The sequence below is a fragment of the Streptomyces asoensis genome, from assembly GCF_016860545.1.
GTDB lineage: Bacteria > Actinomycetota > Actinomycetes > Streptomycetales > Streptomycetaceae > Streptomyces > Streptomyces asoensis.
Genome location: NZ_BNEB01000005.1, coordinates 2,124,185 through 2,142,159, shown reverse-complemented (window position 1 = coordinate 2,142,159; position 17,975 = coordinate 2,124,185). Strand labels below are relative to the sequence as shown.

Genomic DNA, 17,975 nt, shown 5'->3' with positions numbered 1-17,975 from the left:
GTGTTCGGACGTCGCAAGAAGAAGGGTGCCGCCGAGGACGCGGCCGGCGAGGCCGAGCAGGTCGTCGACAGTGTCGACGCTGAGGCGGACGAGGCAGAGGGCGAGCGCGAGCGGGTGCGGCTCGAGCCGGAGCCGAGGCCCGACGGGCCCTGGGACGACTCGGAGGTGCGCGACCCCGCCGAGGGCCGTGTGGACCTCGGCGGGATCTTCGTGCCCGGGGTCGACGGCATGGAACTGCGGGTCGAGGTAGCGGGCGACGCGATCGTCGCGGCGACCGTCGTCCTGCGGGACAGCGCCATCCAGCTCCAGGCCTTCGCCGCTCCCAAGCGCGAGGGCATCTGGGGCGAGGTCCGCGAGGAGATCGGCTCCGGCATCACTCAGCAGGGCGGCATCATCGACGAGGTCGAGGGACCCCTGGGCTGGGAACTGCGTGCCCAGGTCCCGGTGCAGCTGCCGGACGGCACGGGCGGCTTCCACGTCGTGCGCTTCGTCGGCGTGGACGGGCCCCGCTGGTTCCTGCGCGGGGTGATCTCCGGGCAGGGCGCGGTGCAGCCGCAGGCGGCCGGTCTGCTCGAGCAGATCTTCCGGGACACGGTCGTGGTCCGCGGCGAGGGCCCGATGGCGCCCCGCGACCCGATCGTCCTCAAGCTGCCGAACGACGCGCAGATGGTCCCCGAGGGCGTGCAGCAGCAGGACGAGAGCTCCCGCTTCTCCGGTGGCATGGGTCAGTTGCAGCGCGGACCGGAGATCACCGAGGTCCGCTAGCCACGACGGCGAGACGAACGGCCGCGAAGGGCCGCACCCCGCTCGGGGTGCGGCCCTTCGCCAGGTCCGCCCTTCGCCCAAGACCTTGTCGTGTACGCGTCCCGCTTGCTTCTCGTGTGTGAACCCTTGACGGCCTATTGGTCTGGACCTACGGTCCGTGCGAACGCCTGAGTTCATAAGGGCGCTCTCTGTTCATATACGCGAACGAGAACGGAGCTGCCGTGCGTCGAACCGCTTTCCTGGTCACCGTCACCGCCCTGGTCCTGGGGGTCCTGGCGCCCTCCAACGTCCCCCGTGCCGAAGCCGCCCCCACCACCTTCGTCCACCCCGGAGTGACGGTCTCCCGGGCGCAGCTGGACTTCGTCCGCGGCAAGGTCGACGCCGTGGCCCAGCCCTGGAAGGGCGCCTTCGACCAGCTCCTGGCGAGCAAGTACGCGAGCCTGAGCCGCACGCCCAAGCCCCGGGCCGTGGTCGAGTGCGGCTCCTACTCCAACCCGAACTACGGCTGCACGGACGAGCGGGAGGACGCGCTCGCCGCCTACACCGACGCGCTCGCCTGGTACGTCACACGGGACGAGCGGTACGCGAAGAAGGCCATCGAGCTGATGGACGCCTGGTCGGCCGTGATCAAGGACCACACCAACAGCAACGCGCCCCTCCAGACCGGCTGGGCCGGCTCGTCCTGGCCGAGGGCCGCCGAGATCGTCAAGTACACCTACACCGGGACCTGGCCGGGCTCCGGACGCTTCGCGGCCATGCTCCGGGACGTCTACCTGCCCGAGGTCATCAACGGATCCAACTCCAACGGCAACTGGGAACTGTCCATGACGGAGGCCGCGATCGGCATCTCCGTCTTCCTGGAGGACCGGACGTCGTACGACAAGGCCATGGCGAAGTTCCGCGCCCGCACGGCCGCCTACGTCTACCTGGCCTCCGACGGCGAACTGCCGAAGACCGTGGCGAGCCAGAACCTGAACACCCGGGACAAGATCGTCGCGTACTGGCAGGGACAGGGCACCTTCGTCACCGGCCTCACCCAGGAGACCTGCCGCGACTTCACCCACACCGGGTACGGCATCTCCGCGATCTCGCACGTGGCCGAGACCAGCCGGATCCAGGGCCAGGACCTGTACGGCACCGACGTCGGGGAACGGCTGCGGCAGGCGCTCGGGTTCCAGGCCAAGTACCAGCTCGGCGCGGCCGTCCCGAGCTGGCTGTGCGCAGGCTCCCTGAACCTGGGACTCGGACCCGTGACCGAGGTCGGCTACAACGCGCTGCACAACCGGCTGGGCATCGCGATGAGCAACACCCAGACGTTGACCCAGCAGAACCGCCCGGCCGGCAGCAACAACCTCTTCGTGGCCTGGGAGACGCTCACCCACGGGGACAACCCCGCGTGAAGCGATCCGCCACAACCGAGCCCCCCGGATCGCCTGAACCGATCCGGGGGGCTCGTCCGATGTAGGGGTGAGGGCGCGGCTGCCCTCCGGAGGCGTCAGGGTTGCGTCAAAGGCGTCCCGCACCCTCCGGCTCGTCCCCTATGTCCGAACTGTTGGCCGTAAGGTCGACGCTGCGTACACGTCAGTCGTACGCGGCAGTAGCTGGAAGACAATGAGGCCATGGCACGCGGAAAGCTTCGGATCTACCTCGGTGCGGCACCCGGCGTGGGCAAGACGTACGCGATGCTGTCCGAGGCGCACCGCAGGGTGGAGCGCGGTACGGACTGCGTGGTGGCGTTCGTGGAGCACCACGGGCGCCCGCGCACCGAGGTGATGCTGCACGGCCTCGAGGAGGTCCCGCGCCGCGAGCTGGAGTACCGGGGCGGCGCCTTCACCGAGATGGACGTGGACGCGGTCCTCGCCCGCGCCCCGCACGTCGCCCTGGTGGACGAACTGGCCCACACCAACGTCCCGGGCTCGCGCAACGCCAAGCGCTGGCAGGACGTGGAGGCGCTGCTCGCCGCCGGCGTCGACGTGGTCTCGACCGTCAACATCCAGCATCTGGAGTCCCTCGGCGACGTCGTCGAGTCGATCACCGGGGTGCGGCAGCAGGAGACGGTGCCCGACGACTTCGTGCGGCGCGCCGACCAGATCGAGCTCGTGGACATGTCGCCGGAGGCGCTGCGGCGGCGGATGGCGCACGGCAACATCTACAAGCCGGACAAGGTCGACGCGGCGCTGTCCAACTACTTCCGGCCCGGCAACCTCACCGCCCTGCGGGAGCTCGCCCTGCTCTGGGTGGCCGACCGGGTCGACGAGTACCTGAAGCAGTACCGCAGCGAACACCGGGTGTCGGCGATCTGGGGCTCGCGCGAGCGGATCGTGGTCGGCCTCACCGGCGGCCCCGAGGGACGCACCCTGATCCGGCGGGCGGCGCGACTGGCGGAGAAGGGCGCGGGCGGCGAGGTACTGGCCGTGTACATCGCGCGCAGCGACGGACTGACCTCCGCCTCGCCCAAGGAACTGGCGGTTCAGCGCACCCTCGTGGAGGACCTGGGCGGCACCTTCCACCACGTCGTCGGCGACGACATCCCGGCCGCCCTGCTGGCCTTCGCGCGGGGTGTCAACGCCACACAGATCGTGCTCGGCTCCTCGCGCCGCAAGGCCTGGCAGTACGTCTTCGGACCGGGCGTCGGCGCCACGGTCGCCCGGGAGTCGGGGTCCGACCTCGACGTGCACATCGTCACGCACGACGAGGTCGCCAAGGGGCGCGGGCTCCCGGTGGCCCGGGGCGCCCGGCTCGGGCGGGCCCGGATCATCTGGGGCTGGCTGGTCGGTGTGGCGGGTCCGGTGCTGCTCGCGGTGCTGCTGAACACCGTCGACCTCGGCCTCGCCAACGACATGCTGCTCTTCCTGGCGGTGACGGTGGCCGCGGCCCTGCTCGGCGGGCTGCTGCCGGCCCTGGCCTCGGCTGCGGTCGGCTCGCTCCTGCTGAACTACTTCTACACACCGCCCCTGCACCGGTGGACGATCGCCGACCCGAAGAACATCGTCGCCATCGTGATCTTCGTCGGGGTCGGGGTGTCCGTGGCGTCGGTGGTCGACCTGGCGGCCCGGCGTACGCACCAGGCGGCCCGGCTGCGGGCCGAGTCCGAGATCCTGTCCTACCTGGCCGGCAGCGTCCTGCGGGGCGAGACCAGCCTGGAGGCGCTCCTGGAGCGGGTGCGCGAGACCTTCGGGATGGAGTCGGCCGCGCTGCTGGAGCGGGCGGAGGGCCGAGCGCCGTGGACCCGCGCGGGACACGTCGGGTTCGGCCGGCCGGTGGAGCGCCCCGAGGACGCCGACGTGGACGTTCCGGTCGGCGACCGCATGGCGCTGGCCCTCACCGGCCGGGTGCTGCCCGCGGAGGACCGCCGGGTGCTCGCCGCCTTCGCCGCGCAGGCCGTCGTCGTGCTGGACCGCCGGCGCCTCCAGGAGGAGGCCGACCGGGCCCGCGCCCTGGCCGAGGGCAACCGCATCCGTACGGCCCTGCTGGCCGCCGTGAGCCATGACCTGCGGACCCCGCTGGCCGGGATCAAGGCGGCGGTGTCGAGCCTCAGATCCGAGGACGTCGCCTGGTCGGAGGAGGACCGGGCGGAGCTGCTGGAAGGCATCGAGGAGGGCGCGGACCGCCTCGACCACCTGGTGGGCAACCTGCTGGACATGTCCCGCCTCCAGACAGGCACGGTCACGCCGATCATCCGGGAGGTCGACCTCGACGAGGTGGTGCCCATGGCGCTCGGCGGGGTGCCGGACCCGTCCGAGTCCGTGGAGCTGGACATCCCCGAGACGCTGCCCATGGTCGCGGTGGACGCGGGACTGCTGGAGCGGTCGGTCGCCAACCTCGTGGAGAACGCGGTCAAGTACGGGCCCGGCGGCGAACCCGTGCTGGTCTCGGCGAGCGCCCTGTCCGACCGGGTCGAGGTGCGCGTGGTGGACCGCGGGCCCGGCGTTCCCGACGAAGCCAAGGAGCGGATATTCGAACCGTTCCAGCGGTACGGCGACGCCCCGCGCGGGGCCGGGGTGGGCCTGGGACTCGCGGTCGCGCGCGGTTTCGCCGAGGCCATGGGCGGCACGCTCAGCGCCGAGGACACCCCGGGCGGCGGCCTCACCATGGTCCTCACGGTCCGTGCGGCGGGCCCCCGCCCCGAGTGCGACCCCGCCCGACCCGACGGCCCCGTACGACCCGACGACGACCGGGCAGGCCCCGAGCGACCCGAACACCCGGCACAGCCCCGACACCCCGCGCACCCCGAACACCCCGCGCAACCCGAAAGGCACGCCCCATGCTGAGCCCGGCTGGGGGGACACCCCAGGCCCCCACGAGGGTGCTCGTGGTCGACGACGAGCCGCAGATCGTCCGCGCCCTCGTGATCAACCTCAAGGCCCGCAAGTACGAGGTCGACGCGGCCCACGACGGCGCCACCGCCCTGCGGCTCGCCGCGGCCCGGCATCCCGACGTCGTCGTCCTCGACCTGGGGCTGCCGGACATGGACGGCGTCGAGGTCATCAGGGGGCTGCGCGGCTGGACCAGGGTGCCGATCCTGGTGCTGTCGGCACGGCACTCCTCGGACGAGAAGGTGGAGGCGCTCGATGCGGGCGCCGACGACTACGTCACCAAGCCGTTCGGCATGGACGAGCTGCTGGCCCGGCTGCGCGCGGCCGTCCGCAGGGCCGAACCCGCCGGCGGCGGTGAGGACGAGGTGCTGGTGGAGACCGACGGGTTCACCGTCGATCTGGCCGCCAAGAAGGTCAACCGGGCGGGCAAGGACGTGCGGCTGACCCCCACGGAGTGGCACCTGCTGGAGGTGCTGGTGCGCAACACCGGCCGTCTGGTCGGCCAGAAGCAGCTGCTCCAGGAGGTCTGGGGACCCTCGTACGGGACGGAGACCAACTATCTGCGCGTGTACATGGCGCAGCTGAGACGCAAGCTGGAGGCGGACCCCTCGCACCCGCGGCATTTCGTCACCGAACCCGGGATGGGGTACCGGTTCGAGCGCTAGCGGCAGGTCCGGGGTCGTGGCTACGGCGCGGCGGGTGTGCCCCGGTACGCTTTCAGACATGAGTGCTGTTCCTCGTTCCGAAAAGCCGGTGGGCCGGTTCCGGCGCATGCTCGACCGGCTCTCCTCGTCGCAGGAGGACCTGGAGTCCGAGGAGCTGCGAGAGGACACCGCGACGACCGGCTGCACCCGCATCGGGGACTGCCAGGACCGCCAGATCGTTACGGTTACTGGTACCTTGCGCACGGTCACCCTCCGGCCACGTGCCGGAGTCCCGGCCCTGGAGGCCGAGTTGTTCGACGGCAGTGCCGCGTTGGACGTGGTGTGGCTGGGCAGGCGCTCCATAGTCGGCATAGAGCCGGGGCGCAGGCTCATCGCATCGGGTCGGGTCTCCATGAGCCGGGGCCGCCGGGTGCTGTTCAACCCGAAGTACGAACTGAGACCCCTGGGTAGGGAGTAGCCGGTGACGTCGCTCGACAAGCCGACCGAAGACACGACCACGGCCGACAGGACCGAGGCCGACGCCCGGGCGGTGACCGAGGCCGCGCTCTTCGACGCGTTCGGCGGGGTGCGGGGCATGGTCGAGACGGTCGTGCCCGGCCTGCTCTTCGTCACGATCTTCACGATCAACAAGGACCTGCACATGTCCGCGATCGCCGCGCTCGCGGTGTCGCTGGTCCTGGTCGTGGTCCGCCTGGCGAGGAAGGACACCGTCAAGCACGCCTTCAGCGGGGTCTTCGGGGTCGCGTTCGGCGTCGTCTTCGCGATGATGACCGGCAACGCCAAGGACTTCTATCTGCCGGGCATGCTCTACACGCTGGGCCTGGCCCTCGCCTACATCATCACGACGTTGTGCGGGGTGCCGCTGATCGGCCTGATCCTGGGCCCGGTCTTCAAGGAGAACCTCTCCTGGCGCACCCGCAACCCGGGCCGTAAGAAGGCGTACGCCAAGGCCAGCTGGGCCTGGGGGCTGATCCTGCTCGCGAAGTGCGCGATCCTCTTCCCGCTGTACTGGTGGGCCGACACCGCGCAGCTGGGCTGGGTGCTGATCGCCCTGAAGATCCCGCCGTTCCTGCTCGCCGTGTGGCTGACCTGGGTCTTCCTCGCGAAGGCGCCCGCGCCGATCGACGTGTTCGCGGAGATGGAGGCGGAGGAGAAGGCCGCGGCTGCGGCCGCTGGCTCTGACGCTGGCGCTGGCGGGGAGGCTTCGGAGGCTGGTGGGCGGCACCGTCGGGAGGGTTAGGTCCCGGGGCCGGGGTGGCCGGCCCTGGGGGCTGTGCCCCCAGACCCCCCTTCGCCCCTGAACGGGGCTCGTCCTCAAACGCCGGACGGGCTGGATGGGCAGGGCCTGTGCTCGGGCGTCGGACGGGCTGGTGGGGCCTGCCTGCCCTCGGACGGCCGACTGGCTGAGGGACGCATACACGTGTGAGGGGGGCGTCCGGAATTTTCCGGGCGCCCCCCTCACACGTGTCGCTCCTGGCTCAGCGGCCGGTGTCGTCCTTGCGGACCGACAGGAGGTCCTCGAGTTGTTCCTCCCTGGCCTGCGCGGCCACGAAGAGCAGCTCGTCGCCCGGTTCGAGGGAGTCCTCGCGGGTCGGGGTGAGGACCCGGGTGCCGCGGATGATCGTCACCAGCGAGGTGTCCTCCGGCCACTCCACATCGCCGACCTGGGTGCCGGCCAGGGCCGACTCCTCGGGCAGGGTCAGCTCGACGAGGTTGGCGTCGCCGTGGCTGAAGCGGAGCAGCCGGACCAGGTCGCCGACGCTCACCGCCTCCTCGACCAGGGCCGACATCAGACGCGGGGTCGAGACGGCGACGTCCACGCCCCAGGACTCGTTGAAGAGCCACTCGTTCTTGGGGTTGTTCACCCGGGCGACGACCCGCGGGACGCCGTACTCCGTCTTGGCCAGCAGCGAGACGACCAGGTTGACCTTGTCGTCGCCGGTCGCGGCGATCACGACGTTGCAGCGCTGGAGGGCCGCCTCGTCGAGGGAGGTGATCTCGCAGGCGTCGGCCAGCAGCCACTCCGCCTGCGGGACGCGCTCGACCGAGATGGCGGTCGGCGCCTTGTCCACGAGCAGCACCTCGTGACCGTTCTCCAGCAGCTCGCCCGCGATCGAGCGGCCGACGGCGCCGGCTCCGGCAATGGCGACCCTCATCAGTGACCGTCCTCCTTGGGGCCCTCGGCGAACGAGGCCTCGACCTTCTCGACCTCGTCGCTGCGCAGCATCACGTGCACGAGGTCGCCCTCCTGGAGCACCGTCTGCGAGGTCGGCAGCATCGCCTCGCCGAGGCGGGTGAGGAACGCCACCCGGACGCCCGTCTCCTCCTGGAGCTTGCTGATCTTGTGGCCGACCCAGGACGCGGAGGCGTGCACCTCGGCGAGCTGGACGCCGCCGGTCGGGTCGCGCCACAGCGGCTCGGCGCCCGAGGGGAGCAGACGGCGCAGCATCTGGTCGGCGGTCCAGCGGACCGTCGCGACCGTGGGGATGCCCAGGCGCTGGTAGACCTCGGCGCGGCGGGGGTCGTAGATACGGGCGGCGACGTTCTCGATGCCGAACATCTCGCGGGCCACCCGGGCGGCGATGATGTTGGAGTTGTCGCCGCTGGACACGGCGGCGAACGCGCCGGCCTCCTCGATGCCCGCTTCGCGCAGGGTGTCCTGGTCGAAGCCGACTCCGGTGACCCGCCGGCCACCGAAACCGGAGCCCAGTCGTCGGAAGGCGGTGGGGTCCTGGTCGATCACGGCGACCGTGTGCCCCTGTTGCTCCAGGGTCTGGGCGAGAGCGGAACCCACTCTGCCGCAGCCCATGATGACGATGTGCACGACCGTCCTTCCGAGGGTCAAGAAGTCAAGAAGTAAATAAAAAACTCTGGCCTGGCTTTGAACAGGGTCTCAGACCGTCGACCAAGCTACACACGCGCGGTCGGCGCAGGGCACCCCCGTGCACGCTTCACGTGATCAGCGGCGGCTGATGCTCCACAGACTGAGGAAGGTAAGGATTCCGAGGCCGACGAGGGTGCCGACGGCGCCGATGATCTCCGCGGTCGTGTGCATGGACCCTCCGAGGGGCGGCAGCGGGCAGGGATTGTCATATAGACATGGGCATCGGTGCGGCCACGGAATCCGCAGCGCGGCCCCGGCCGATTTCACCCGGGAGGCAGACGTGGCACCCCGTCACCCGGCTGAGGGTGGGGGAGGGTGGGCGGCCCCGTGTTCGAAGGCCTACGATCCTCTGTTGTGTCCAAACTGACCGACGTGCCCAAACGAATTCTGATCGGGCGTGCACTGCGCAGTGATCGGCTCGGAGAAACGCTCCTGCCGAAGCGCATCGCCCTACCCGTTTTCGCTTCCGACCCGCTGTCCTCCGTGGCCTACGCGCCCGGGGAGGTACTGCTGGTCCTGTCCATCGCGGGCGTGTCGGCCTACCACTTCAGCCCGTGGATCGCCCTCGCGGTCGTCGTGCTGATGTTCACGGTGGTCGCCTCCTACCGGCAGAACGTCCACGCCTACCCCAGTGGCGGTGGCGACTACGAGGTGGCCACCACCAACCTCGGCCCCAAGGCCGGCCTGACGGTCGCGAGCGCGCTGCTCGTCGACTACGTCCTGACCGTCGCCGTCTCCATCGCCTCCGGCATCGAGAACCTCGGCTCCGCGATCCCCTTCGTCGTCGAGCACAAGGTGGCCTGCGCGGTCGGCGTGATCGTGCTGCTGACGCTGATGAACCTGCGCGGCGTCAAGGAGTCCGGCAAGCTCTTCGCGATCCCGACCTACGTGTTCGTCGCGGGCGTCTTCATCATGATCGCCTGGGGCGCCTTCCGCGGCCTCGTCCTCGACGACACCATGCGCGCGCCGACGGCCGAGTACACCATCAAGGCCGAGCACCAGGGCCTGGCCGGCTTCGCCCTCGTCTTCCTGCTGCTGCGCGCCTTCTCCTCCGGCTGTGCGGCGCTCACGGGTGTCGAGGCCATCTCCAACGGCGTCCCCGCATTCCGCAAGCCCAAGTCGAAAAACGCGGCGAGCACCCTCGCGGCGATGGGCCTGCTGGCCGTCACCATGTTCTGCGGCATCATCGTCCTGGCCCTGGTGACCGATGTGCGGATGGCCGAGAACCCGGCCGCAGACCTGCTGCACAACGGTGTCGCCGTCGGCGCCGACTACGTCCAGAACCCGGTGATCACCCAGGTCGCCGAGGCCGTCTTCGGCAAGGGCAGCTTCCTGTTCATCGTGCTGGCCGCGGCCACTGCCCTGGTGCTGTTCCTGGCGGCCAACACCGCCTACAACGGCTTCCCGGTGCTCGGCTCGATCCTCGCCCAGGACCGCTACCTGCCCCGCCAGCTGCACACCCGCGGCGACCGGCTCGCCTTCTCCAACGGCATCGTGCTGCTCGCCGGGGCCGCCACCCTGCTCGTCGTCATCTACGGCGCCGACTCCACGCGCCTGATCCAGCTGTACATCGTCGGTGTGTTCGTGTCGTTCACGCTCAGCCAGATCGGCATGGTCCGGCACTGGAACCGCCTCCTGGCGACCGAGACCGACCAGCTCAAGCGCCGTCACATGGTCCGCTCCCGCGCGATCAACACCTTCGGCGCCTTCTTCACCGGCCTGGTGCTGGTCGTCGTCCTGGTCACCAAGTTCACGCACGGCGCCTGGGTCGCCCTGCTCGGCATGGTCATCTTCTACGGGACGATGACCGCGATCCGCCGCCACTACGACGGCGTCTCCGCGGAGATCGCCGCTCCCGAGGGACCCAGCGACGACACAGTCCGGCCCTCGCGCGTCCACTCCGTGCTGCTCATCTCCAAGATCCACCGTCCGACGCTGCGGGCCCTCGCCTACGCCAAGCTGATGCGCTCCGACACCCTGGAGGCGCTCACCGTCAACGTCGACCCGGCCGAGACGAAGACACTGCGCGACGAGTGGGAACGGCGCGGGATCGACGTACCGCTGAAGGTCCTGGACTCGCCCTACCGCGAGGTCACCCGGCCGGTCATCGAGTACGTCAAGAGCCTGCGCCAGGAGTCGCCGCGCGACGCCGTGTCCGTGATCATCCCGGAGTACGTGGTCGGGCACTGGTACGAGCACCTGCTGCACAACCAGAGCGCGCTGCGGCTCAAGGGCCGGCTGCTGTTCACGCCGGGCATCATGGTCACGTCCGTCCCGTACCAGCTCCAGTCCTCGGAGGCGGCGAAGAAGCGGGCCCGCAGGCGCTCGGAGTGGAACGCTCCGGGTGCGGTGCGCCGTGGACCGTTGCAGGAGGGGCGGCCCAAGGAGCCGTCGGGCGCGGGCACCTCGCCGGGCGGCGCGGGTGAGGCGTCGGGTTCCGCCGGGAACAAGGGTTCCGGCAAGGGCGCGGGACCCTCGGGGCCGGACCCGAAGGACTGACGCGGGCGCATGGTGAACGGCCGGACGACAGCCACGTAGACTGGTGGGCTGTTGTCCGGCCGTTCCTCGTTCGACGTTGTGGAGTCACCCCGCCATGCAGGCAGAACCGAAGAAGTCGCAGGCGGTGTCGCTCGTCGGGCAGGAGTACGAGGTCGAGATCGGCCCCGTCGCCCACGGCGGCCACTGCATCGCCCGAACGGAAGCCGGCCAGGTCCTCTTCGTCCGGCACACGCTGCCCGGCGAGCGGGTCGTGGCCCGGGTGACCGAGGGCGAGGAAGGGGCCCGGTTCCTGCGCGCGGACGCGGTGCGGGTCCTGGAAGCGTCCAAGGACCGGGTCGAGGCGCCCTGCCCGTACGCCGGCCCCGGTCGCTGCGGCGGCTGCGACTGGCAGCACGCCAAGCCGGGCGCCCAGCGCCGGCTCAAGGGCGAGGTCGTCGCCGAGCAGATGCTGCGGCTCGCGGGCCTCACGCCCGAGGAGGCCGGCTGGGACGGCACGGTCATGCCGGCCGAGGGCGACAAGGTCCCGGCCGGCGAGGTGCCCTCGTGGCGCACCCGCGTCCAGTACGCGGTGGACGCCGACGGCAACGCGGGCCTGCGGCGCCACCGCTCGCACGAGGTCGAGCCGATCGAGCACTGCATGATCGCGGCGCCGGGCGTCAGCGAGCTGGGCATCGAGGACCGCGACTGGTCGGGCATGGCCTCCGTCGAGGCGATCGCCGCGACCGGCTCCCAGGACCGCATGGTGATCCTCGAACCCCGGCCCGGCGCCCGTCTTCCCCTCGTCGAGCTCGACCGGCCCGTCTCCGTCATGCGCGTCGACGAGCACGACGGCGGCATCCACCGCGTGCACGGCCGGGCGTTCGTGCGCGAGCGCGCCGACGGCCGGACGCACCGGGTCGGCAGCGGCGGCTTCTGGCAGGTCCACCCGCAGGCCGCCGACACCCTCGTCAAGGCGGTCATGCAGGGCCTGCTGCCGCGCAAGGGCGAGATGGCGCTCGACCTGTACTGCGGCGTGGGCCTGTTCGCCGGCGCCCTCGCGGACCGGCTCGGCGAGAAGGGCGCGGTCCTCGGCATCGAGTCCGGCAAGCGCGCCGTCGAGGACGCCCGGCACAACCTCGCCGGCTTCGAGCGGGTGCGGATCGAGCAGGGCAAGGTCGAGAGCGTGCTGCCCCGCACCGGCATCGGCGAGGTCGACCTGATCGTCCTCGACCCGCCGCGCGCGGGGGCCGGCAAGAAGACCGTCGAGCACCTGTCGTCGCTGGGCGCCCGCCGGATCGCCTACGTGGCCTGCGACCCGGCGGCCCTCGCCCGCGACCTGGCGTACTTCCGCGACGGCGGCTACAAGGTGCGGACGCTCCGCGCGTTCGACCTGTTCCCGATGACGCATCACGTGGAGTGCGTGGCGATCTTGGAGCCCCTCACGAAGGGGGTCTGACCTGCGGTTTTTTGCTGGTCTCCACCGGGCCTCCGCGGTGGCGATGCGCACAGGCCGCCTGGTCCCACGCCCCGCGGAGCCGAGGGCGCGGCCCGACCGCGCCGATTGATACCTGACTGGTATCATCTCCGTATGGCGATGACACTCCGACTTCCCGACGACCTGGACGCGAAGCTCACCGAGCGTGCTCGTCGGGAGGGCCGCAGCAAGCAGGAACTTGCCATTGAGGCCATCCGTGACGCCCAGAACCGGGCCGAGTTGAAGGTCGAGGATGTCCTGGCCGAGCTCATGGACAGCGATGCGGAGATCCTGGATTACCTGAAGTGACCGACGTGCGCTACATCCAGCTCGACGAGATCCTGGCCATCGCCCGCACGGTCAACGGTACCGAGCACAGCGTGCGTGACATGGGCCTTCTGGTGTCGGCGATCGAGCGACCCCGGACGAACGTGTTCGGAGCCGAGTTGTACCCCACGCTGCACGAGAAGGCCGCGGCTCTGCTGCACTCCGTCGCCCGCAATCACGCGCTGATCGACGGCAACAAGCCCATCGCCTGGCTTGCCATGCGTGTCTTCCTGCGGTTCAACGGCGTCAGCGCCGGTACCGCTCCGCCATCCGTCTCCCTTGCCGGCCCGTTCGTCGAGGAAGTCGCGCAGGACTACATCGATGTACCGGCCATTGCCAAGCGCCTGTCGGCCTGGTTCCCCATCTCCTGACGCTCGGCGTCGTGAGGTACGGGTGAGGCTCGCCTCCGGAGCCGAGGCGGCGGGCGGCAAGGCGACCCACACCTACGACAGGGTCGGCCGCCCTCTCAGTGGGGCGTTGATCTCCGTGGGTGGGGCGCCCGGGACCCCTTCGTCGCGGGGATCCGCGACAATGGGCGTCCGTTCGTCCGTTCGTCCGCACCGAACCATCCGAGGTTTTCCGTGACCCACTCCGTGGCCCGCGAGCCGCAGCGGCGCAATTCGCGGTCCAACCGGGCGCGCATCCTGGCCACGGCCCGCCAGGAGCTGGGCCGCAACCCGGACGTCACCCTGGAGGAGATCGCCCGGGCCTCGGGCGTCGTACGCCGGACGCTCTTCGGTCACTTCCCCGGCCGCGCGGCCCTGCTGGAGGCGCTCGCGGAGGAGGCGTCCGAGGCGCTGCGGGGCGTGCTGGAGGTCGCGGTCCGGCCCGAGGAGCCGGCCGAACGGGCGCTCGCGCACTTCGTGTACTCGATCTGGCCGGTGGGCGACCGTTACCGGCTGCTCCTCGCGCTGGCCCAGCGCGACCTGGGCATCGAGCGGGTGGCCGGCCTCCTCGCCCCCGCCCGCGACGAGGTCACCGCGATCCTCGCGCGCGGTCAGCGGGACGGCGTCTTCCACCCGCATCTGCCGCCCGCGGTGCTGAGCGCCGGCCTGGAGGGCATGCACATCGCGCTGCTGGAGCAGGTCAACGCCGGCGCGCTGGAGGACGACGGTACGCGTACCGCCGTCGTCACGCTCATCGCGGCCGGTGTTCCGGAGGAGCGGGCCAGGGGCGTCGTGGACGACGTCGCAGCCGCGGCGGCTGCCGATGCGGCGAGCACGGCGACCGGGCGGTCCGGCGCCTGAGCCGTCCCGGCGGGCATACGTGCCCCTGGGGTGAGGGCGGAGCACACGGGGGCACTCGGAGTGCCGGTGCCGGTAGCAGTGCCCATGGCTGCTTCTGCGTCTGCGCTTGCGTCTGCGTCAGGACTGGTGTGGGCGTGGCCTGGTGACGGTTGGTCAGTAGCGGTGATCGTCCGGTGTATCGCGCGATCTTCGCTGCCCGCTGCCCGCTGCCCGCCGTCCGTCGCCGACCGCCCGGTTCTCCGAACAGCAGCCCGTCAGGGCCTTATTTGCACATCAGTGGGTAATAAAATACTCTGCACGTCAGTGGGCAATTAACTCGTCCCCTTGAGGAGCCCTCCATGCCCTTCCCCGTCCGCACGCCGGTCGACAAGATGACCGGGCCGTACGCCAAGCGCTGGTCGGCGCTGATCGTGCTCTGTCTGAGTCTGCTGATCGTGGTCATGGCGAACACGTCGTTGATCGTGGCGGCGCCGGACATGACCAGGGATCTGGGGCTGAGTAGCAGCGACCTCCAGTGGGTGATCGACGGTTACACCGTTCCGTACGCCGCGCTGATGCTCGTTCTCGGCTCGATCGGCGACAAGTACAGCCGCCGCGGGGCTCTCCTCACCGGTCTGCTCGTCTTCGCCGGCGGGTCGGTGATGGGCAGCCTCGTCGACCGGACCGAACTCGTCATCACGGCCCGTGCGGTCATGGGGATCGGCGCGGCGGTCGTCATGCCGGCCACGCTGTCCCTGCTGGTGGCGATCTTCCCGCGACGTGAACGGGCGAAGGCCATCACGGCCTGGACCGCCACCTCCGGGCTGGCCATCGCCGTCGGCCCGCTGGTCGCCGGCTGGCTCCTCCAGGACCACGCCTGGGGCTCGACGTTCCTGATCAACGTGCCCATCGCGCTCGTCGCCGTCGTCGGCGCGCTCGCGCTGGTCCCGCCGTCCAAGGCGGCGGGCATGGGCCGGATCGACTACGTCGGCGGCCTGCTGTCGATCGTCTCCGTCGGCTCGCTGGTCTACGCGACCATCGAGGGCCCGCACTTCGGCTGGGGTACCGGACCGGTCGCCGCCGCCGTCGTCGCCGCGGTCGGACTGGCCGGATTCGTGGCCTGGGAACTGCGGCACCCGCATCCGATGCTGGACGTCCGCAGGTTCCGGACGCGGCCCTTCAGCGGTTCGATGCTCGCGGTGCTGTTCTTCTTCTTCGGCACCTTCGGCGCGATCTACTACGCCACCCAGTTCCTCCAGTTCGTACTGGACTACGACGCGCTGGAGACCGGCGTACGACTGCTGCCGCTGGCCGGTGCCGTCTTCCTGGGCGCCGCTGCGACCGGACGGCTCACCCCGAAGCTGGGCGTGCGGGCCATGGTCGTCGCCGGCATGGTGATCGGCACCGCCGGAGTCTTCCTGCTCACCCGGATCGACTCGGGCTCCACGTACGCGGACTTCCTCGCGCCGATGCTCATGCTGGGCTTCGCGATCGGCCTGAGCGTCTCCCCGGCCACCGACACGATCATGGGCTCGTTCCCGGAGAGCGAGCTGGGCGTGGGCGGCGGCGCCAACGACACCGCGCTGGAGCTGGGCGGCTCCCTCGGCATCGCCGTCCTCGGCTCGCTCCTCGGTACGGCGTACCGCGACCGGCTGGCCGAACTGGTCGGCGGCAACCTGCCGGCCGCCGCGCTGGACACCGCCAAGGACTCGGTGGGTGGCGGCCTCGCCGTCGCCGAGCGGGTCGCGAAGGATCCCGCCGGCGGGGCCCGGCAGGCGCAGGCCCTCGCCGACGCCGTGCACGAGGCCTTCGCCCACGGTGTCGCCCGGACCAGCCTGATCGGCGGGATCATCATGGCCGCGGGCACGATGATCGTGCTCGCAGTCCTGCCCGGCCGCAAGGCCGATGCCGACGTCGAGACCGATGCCGGCGTCGAGACCGATGCCGACGTCGAGACCGATGCCGGCGTCGAGACCGATGCCTGCGCGGAGCGCACGCGGGAGGCGGGCGCAGTGGACGAGGCCGCCCACACGTCCCCGTCCGCCCCCTCCTCGTCCCCGTCCGCCACCTCGTCCCCGTCCGCCGAGAGGGACGGGAAGTACTCGGACGCCGCCTCCCGGTAGCGCGGGCCGGTAGGGCGGGCCGACCGCCTAGCTGCCCCGGGGCCGATGTGCCCCGGGGCAGACTTGTGCCGCGCCGCCCGCGACGGACTTGTACCCAGATGGACTCGTGCCTGGCCGGACTCTCCCTGAGTGGCGTCCGGATTCAGTCGGCGACGGCGGCGGACTCCGGTTCCAGCTCCGGCTTCAACTCCTGACCCCGCTCCGGGTCCGACTCCGACTCGGGCTCCCGGTCCGGCTCCGGAGCCGACTCCACGTCCGGCTCCGGGGCGGGAGCCGGGTTCGTGCCGCCGTTCGGCATGAGGCCGGCCATCGCCGCGCACTGCTCCGGGCCCATCACATGGGCCAGGGCTCCCGTCACCGTCTCGGCGAGGACGCCCGACGCTTCCCGGAGCAGGCCGCGGGCCTTCTCGGTGAGGGCCACCTCGACACCGCGCTTGTCCCCGCACACCGACTTGCGGGTGACGAGGCCGGCGTGCTGGAGGCAGGCGATCTGATAGGTCAGGCGGGTCTTGGGCCGCCCCAGCAACTCGGCGACGCGGGTCATGCGCAGCCCGCTGCGGGGCTGCTCCGCGAGGAGGCACAGGACCAGGAACTCGTCGTGCGAGACGTCGAGCCGCTCCTTGACCACCGAGCGCAGCCGCTGTTCCACCGCGCCGGTCGCGGCGAGCAGCAGCATCCAGCCGCGCAGCTCGGGCGGCAGCAGACCGGCCCCGGCGCCCTGGGCGGACGGGCATGCGGGCAGGTCGGCGGGGTGATCAGCGGAGTCTGCCATGCGTCGAGTGTATCTCTGGTCCAAATTTGTACGACCATGTTGTTCAGATTTGGATAACCGGCTAGCGTGGCCACCGTCCCCATCCAGATGTGAAACACCAAGGAGAACCGCCATGACCGTCGCCGTGGAAACCGGACTGTGGCAGCTCGACGCGGCTGCCTCCACCGTCGCCGTCAAGCACAAGTCGGTGTGGGGCCTGGTCACCGTCAAGGGCGTCTTCGCCACGGTCGGCGGTGGGGGCGAGGTCGCCGCCGACGGCACCGTCACCGGCACCCTGACCCTCGACGCGGCGTCGATCGACACCAAGAACGCCAAGCGGGACGACCACCTGCGCAGCGCCGACTTCTTCGACACCGACAAGCACCCCGAGATCACCTTCGCCGTCCGGTCCGCCGAACTCGGCTCCGACGGAACCGCCAAGGTGTCCGGGCAGTTGACGGTGCTCGGGGTCGGCCGGCCGCAGAGCTTCACCGCGCGCGTGAGCCGGGCGGACGGTGACGCGGTCACCCTGGACGCCACGTTCACCGTCGACCGGACGGAGTTCGGCATGACCACGAACCAGCTCGGCATGATGGGCGGCCTGACGACGATCACCGCCACCCTGCGCTTCACGCGCTCGGCGGCCTGACGCGGAGCCGCCGGCCGGCCCGGGCCGGCGATTCCGAGGCGCCCGGTCGGCACTTCAGAGGGCATTTCAGGGGCGCCCCGGCCTGCGATTTCCGAGCGGTCCGATGTGGGGAGCGGGGGGTGTCGCCTCGTTCCCTCAAGCCCTCGCGTCGACGTCGGTGATACCGGTGCATCTGCCAAGTGCGTGCGTCCACAGCATGATTGAGGCTGGTGGGCAGGGTGCGACCGGCGGGAGAGTCCTCGCCGCGGCCGCGCGCCGCGAGCCGTCGCGCGGCAGCACAGAGCGTGGCGGTCCGTGTCGCTGTTGGGCCGAACGGG

The 17,975-nt window shown here is 70.9% G+C and carries 15 protein-coding genes and 1 pseudogene; 13 read left to right on the top strand and 3 right to left on the bottom strand.

The features are described from left to right. The 6 genes from Saso_RS32150 to Saso_RS32125 all read left to right on the top strand — a co-directional run bounded on the left by Saso_RS32150 (position 1) and on the right by Saso_RS32125 (position 6,986). Positions 1 to 765 (top strand): DUF3710 domain-containing protein, encoded by a 765-nt coding sequence (locus tag Saso_RS32150; protein WP_189927675.1) that lies wholly within the window; start codon positions 1 to 3, stop codon positions 763 to 765. A 221-nt stretch (positions 766 to 986) separates the two neighbouring features. Next, positions 987 to 2,165 (top strand): alginate lyase family protein, encoded by a 1,179-nt coding sequence (locus tag Saso_RS32145; RefSeq protein WP_189927674.1) that lies wholly within the window; start codon positions 987 to 989, stop codon positions 2,163 to 2,165. Between the two features lie 219 nt (positions 2,166 to 2,384). Then, positions 2,385 to 5,036 carry a sensor histidine kinase gene (locus tag Saso_RS32140; protein ID WP_189927673.1) on the top strand — a complete coding sequence of 884 codons (2,652 nt, stop codon included), beginning with the start codon at positions 2,385 to 2,387 and terminating at the stop codon, positions 5,034 to 5,036. After that, positions 5,030 to 5,746, top strand: a complete 717-nt coding sequence (locus tag Saso_RS32135; RefSeq protein ID WP_189927672.1) for a response regulator — start codon at positions 5,030 to 5,032, stop codon at positions 5,744 to 5,746. Before Saso_RS32140 ends, Saso_RS32135 begins: the two co-directional genes overlap by 7 nt. 58 nt (positions 5,747 to 5,804) lie before the next feature. Next, a complete protein-coding gene (locus tag Saso_RS32130) occupies positions 5,805 to 6,203 on the top strand; it encodes an OB-fold nucleic acid binding domain-containing protein (RefSeq protein ID WP_189927671.1) in 399 nt (132 codons plus the stop codon). Positions 6,204 to 6,206: 3 nt separating this feature from the next. After that, a complete protein-coding gene (locus Saso_RS32125) occupies positions 6,207 to 6,986 on the top strand; it encodes a DUF3159 domain-containing protein (protein WP_189927670.1) in 780 nt (259 codons plus the stop codon). 238 nt (positions 6,987 to 7,224) lie between these two features. Here the strand turns inward: Saso_RS32125 and Saso_RS32120 are convergent, their stop codons facing one another. Then, positions 7,225 to 7,902 carry a potassium channel family protein gene (locus Saso_RS32120; protein ID WP_189927669.1) on the bottom strand — a complete coding sequence of 226 codons (678 nt, stop codon included), beginning with the start codon at positions 7,900 to 7,902 and terminating at the stop codon, positions 7,225 to 7,227. Then, a complete protein-coding gene (locus Saso_RS32115; RefSeq protein ID WP_189927778.1) occupies positions 7,902 to 8,570 on the bottom strand; it encodes a potassium channel family protein in 669 nt (222 codons plus the stop codon). The genes Saso_RS32120 and Saso_RS32115 overlap by 1 nt, the downstream gene beginning before the upstream one ends. 414 nt (positions 8,571 to 8,984) lie before the next feature. On the opposite strand from Saso_RS32115, the gene Saso_RS32110 reads away from it, so the two are divergent. From Saso_RS32110 to Saso_RS32085, 6 genes are all read left to right on the top strand, one after another. Next, positions 8,985 to 11,129 (top strand): APC family permease, encoded by a 2,145-nt coding sequence (locus Saso_RS32110; RefSeq protein ID WP_189927668.1) that lies wholly within the window; start codon positions 8,985 to 8,987, stop codon positions 11,127 to 11,129. A 94-nt stretch (positions 11,130 to 11,223) separates the two neighbouring features. Next, on the top strand, positions 11,224 to 12,564 hold the full coding sequence (locus tag Saso_RS32105; protein ID WP_189927667.1) for a class I SAM-dependent RNA methyltransferase: 1,341 nt from the start codon (positions 11,224 to 11,226) through the stop codon (positions 12,562 to 12,564). Positions 12,565 to 12,696: 132 nt separating this feature from the next. Then, positions 12,697 to 12,891, top strand: coding sequence for a ribbon-helix-helix protein, CopG family (locus Saso_RS32100; RefSeq protein ID WP_142231618.1), 195 nt, complete (start codon positions 12,697 to 12,699; stop codon positions 12,889 to 12,891). Beyond that, positions 12,888 to 13,280, top strand: a complete 393-nt coding sequence (locus tag Saso_RS32095) for a type II toxin-antitoxin system death-on-curing family toxin (protein WP_189927666.1) — start codon at positions 12,888 to 12,890, stop codon at positions 13,278 to 13,280. The genes Saso_RS32100 and Saso_RS32095 overlap by 4 nt, the downstream gene beginning before the upstream one ends. 210 nt (positions 13,281 to 13,490) lie before the next feature. Then, the gene (locus Saso_RS32090) at positions 13,491 to 14,156 is read left to right on the top strand and encodes a TetR/AcrR family transcriptional regulator (protein ID WP_189927665.1); all 666 of its coding nucleotides are present in this window, start codon (positions 13,491 to 13,493) and stop codon (positions 14,154 to 14,156) included. 338 nt (positions 14,157 to 14,494) lie between these two features. After that, entirely contained in the window at positions 14,495 to 16,258 is a 1,764-nt protein-coding gene (locus Saso_RS32085; RefSeq protein WP_229901552.1) for an MFS transporter, read from the top strand. A gap of 283 nt (positions 16,259 to 16,541) precedes the next feature. Here the strand turns inward: Saso_RS32085 and Saso_RS32080 are convergent. Beyond that, positions 16,542 to 17,030 (bottom strand): annotated as a pseudogene (locus Saso_RS32080) (MarR family winged helix-turn-helix transcriptional regulator); the annotation flags it as partial. Positions 17,031 to 17,142: 112 nt separating this feature from the next. Here Saso_RS32080 and Saso_RS32075 point away from each other — a divergent pair. Further along, positions 17,143 to 17,658, top strand: coding sequence for a YceI family protein (locus Saso_RS32075; protein ID WP_189927664.1), 516 nt, complete (start codon positions 17,143 to 17,145; stop codon positions 17,656 to 17,658). The last annotated feature ends 317 nt before the right edge of the window (positions 17,659 to 17,975 follow it).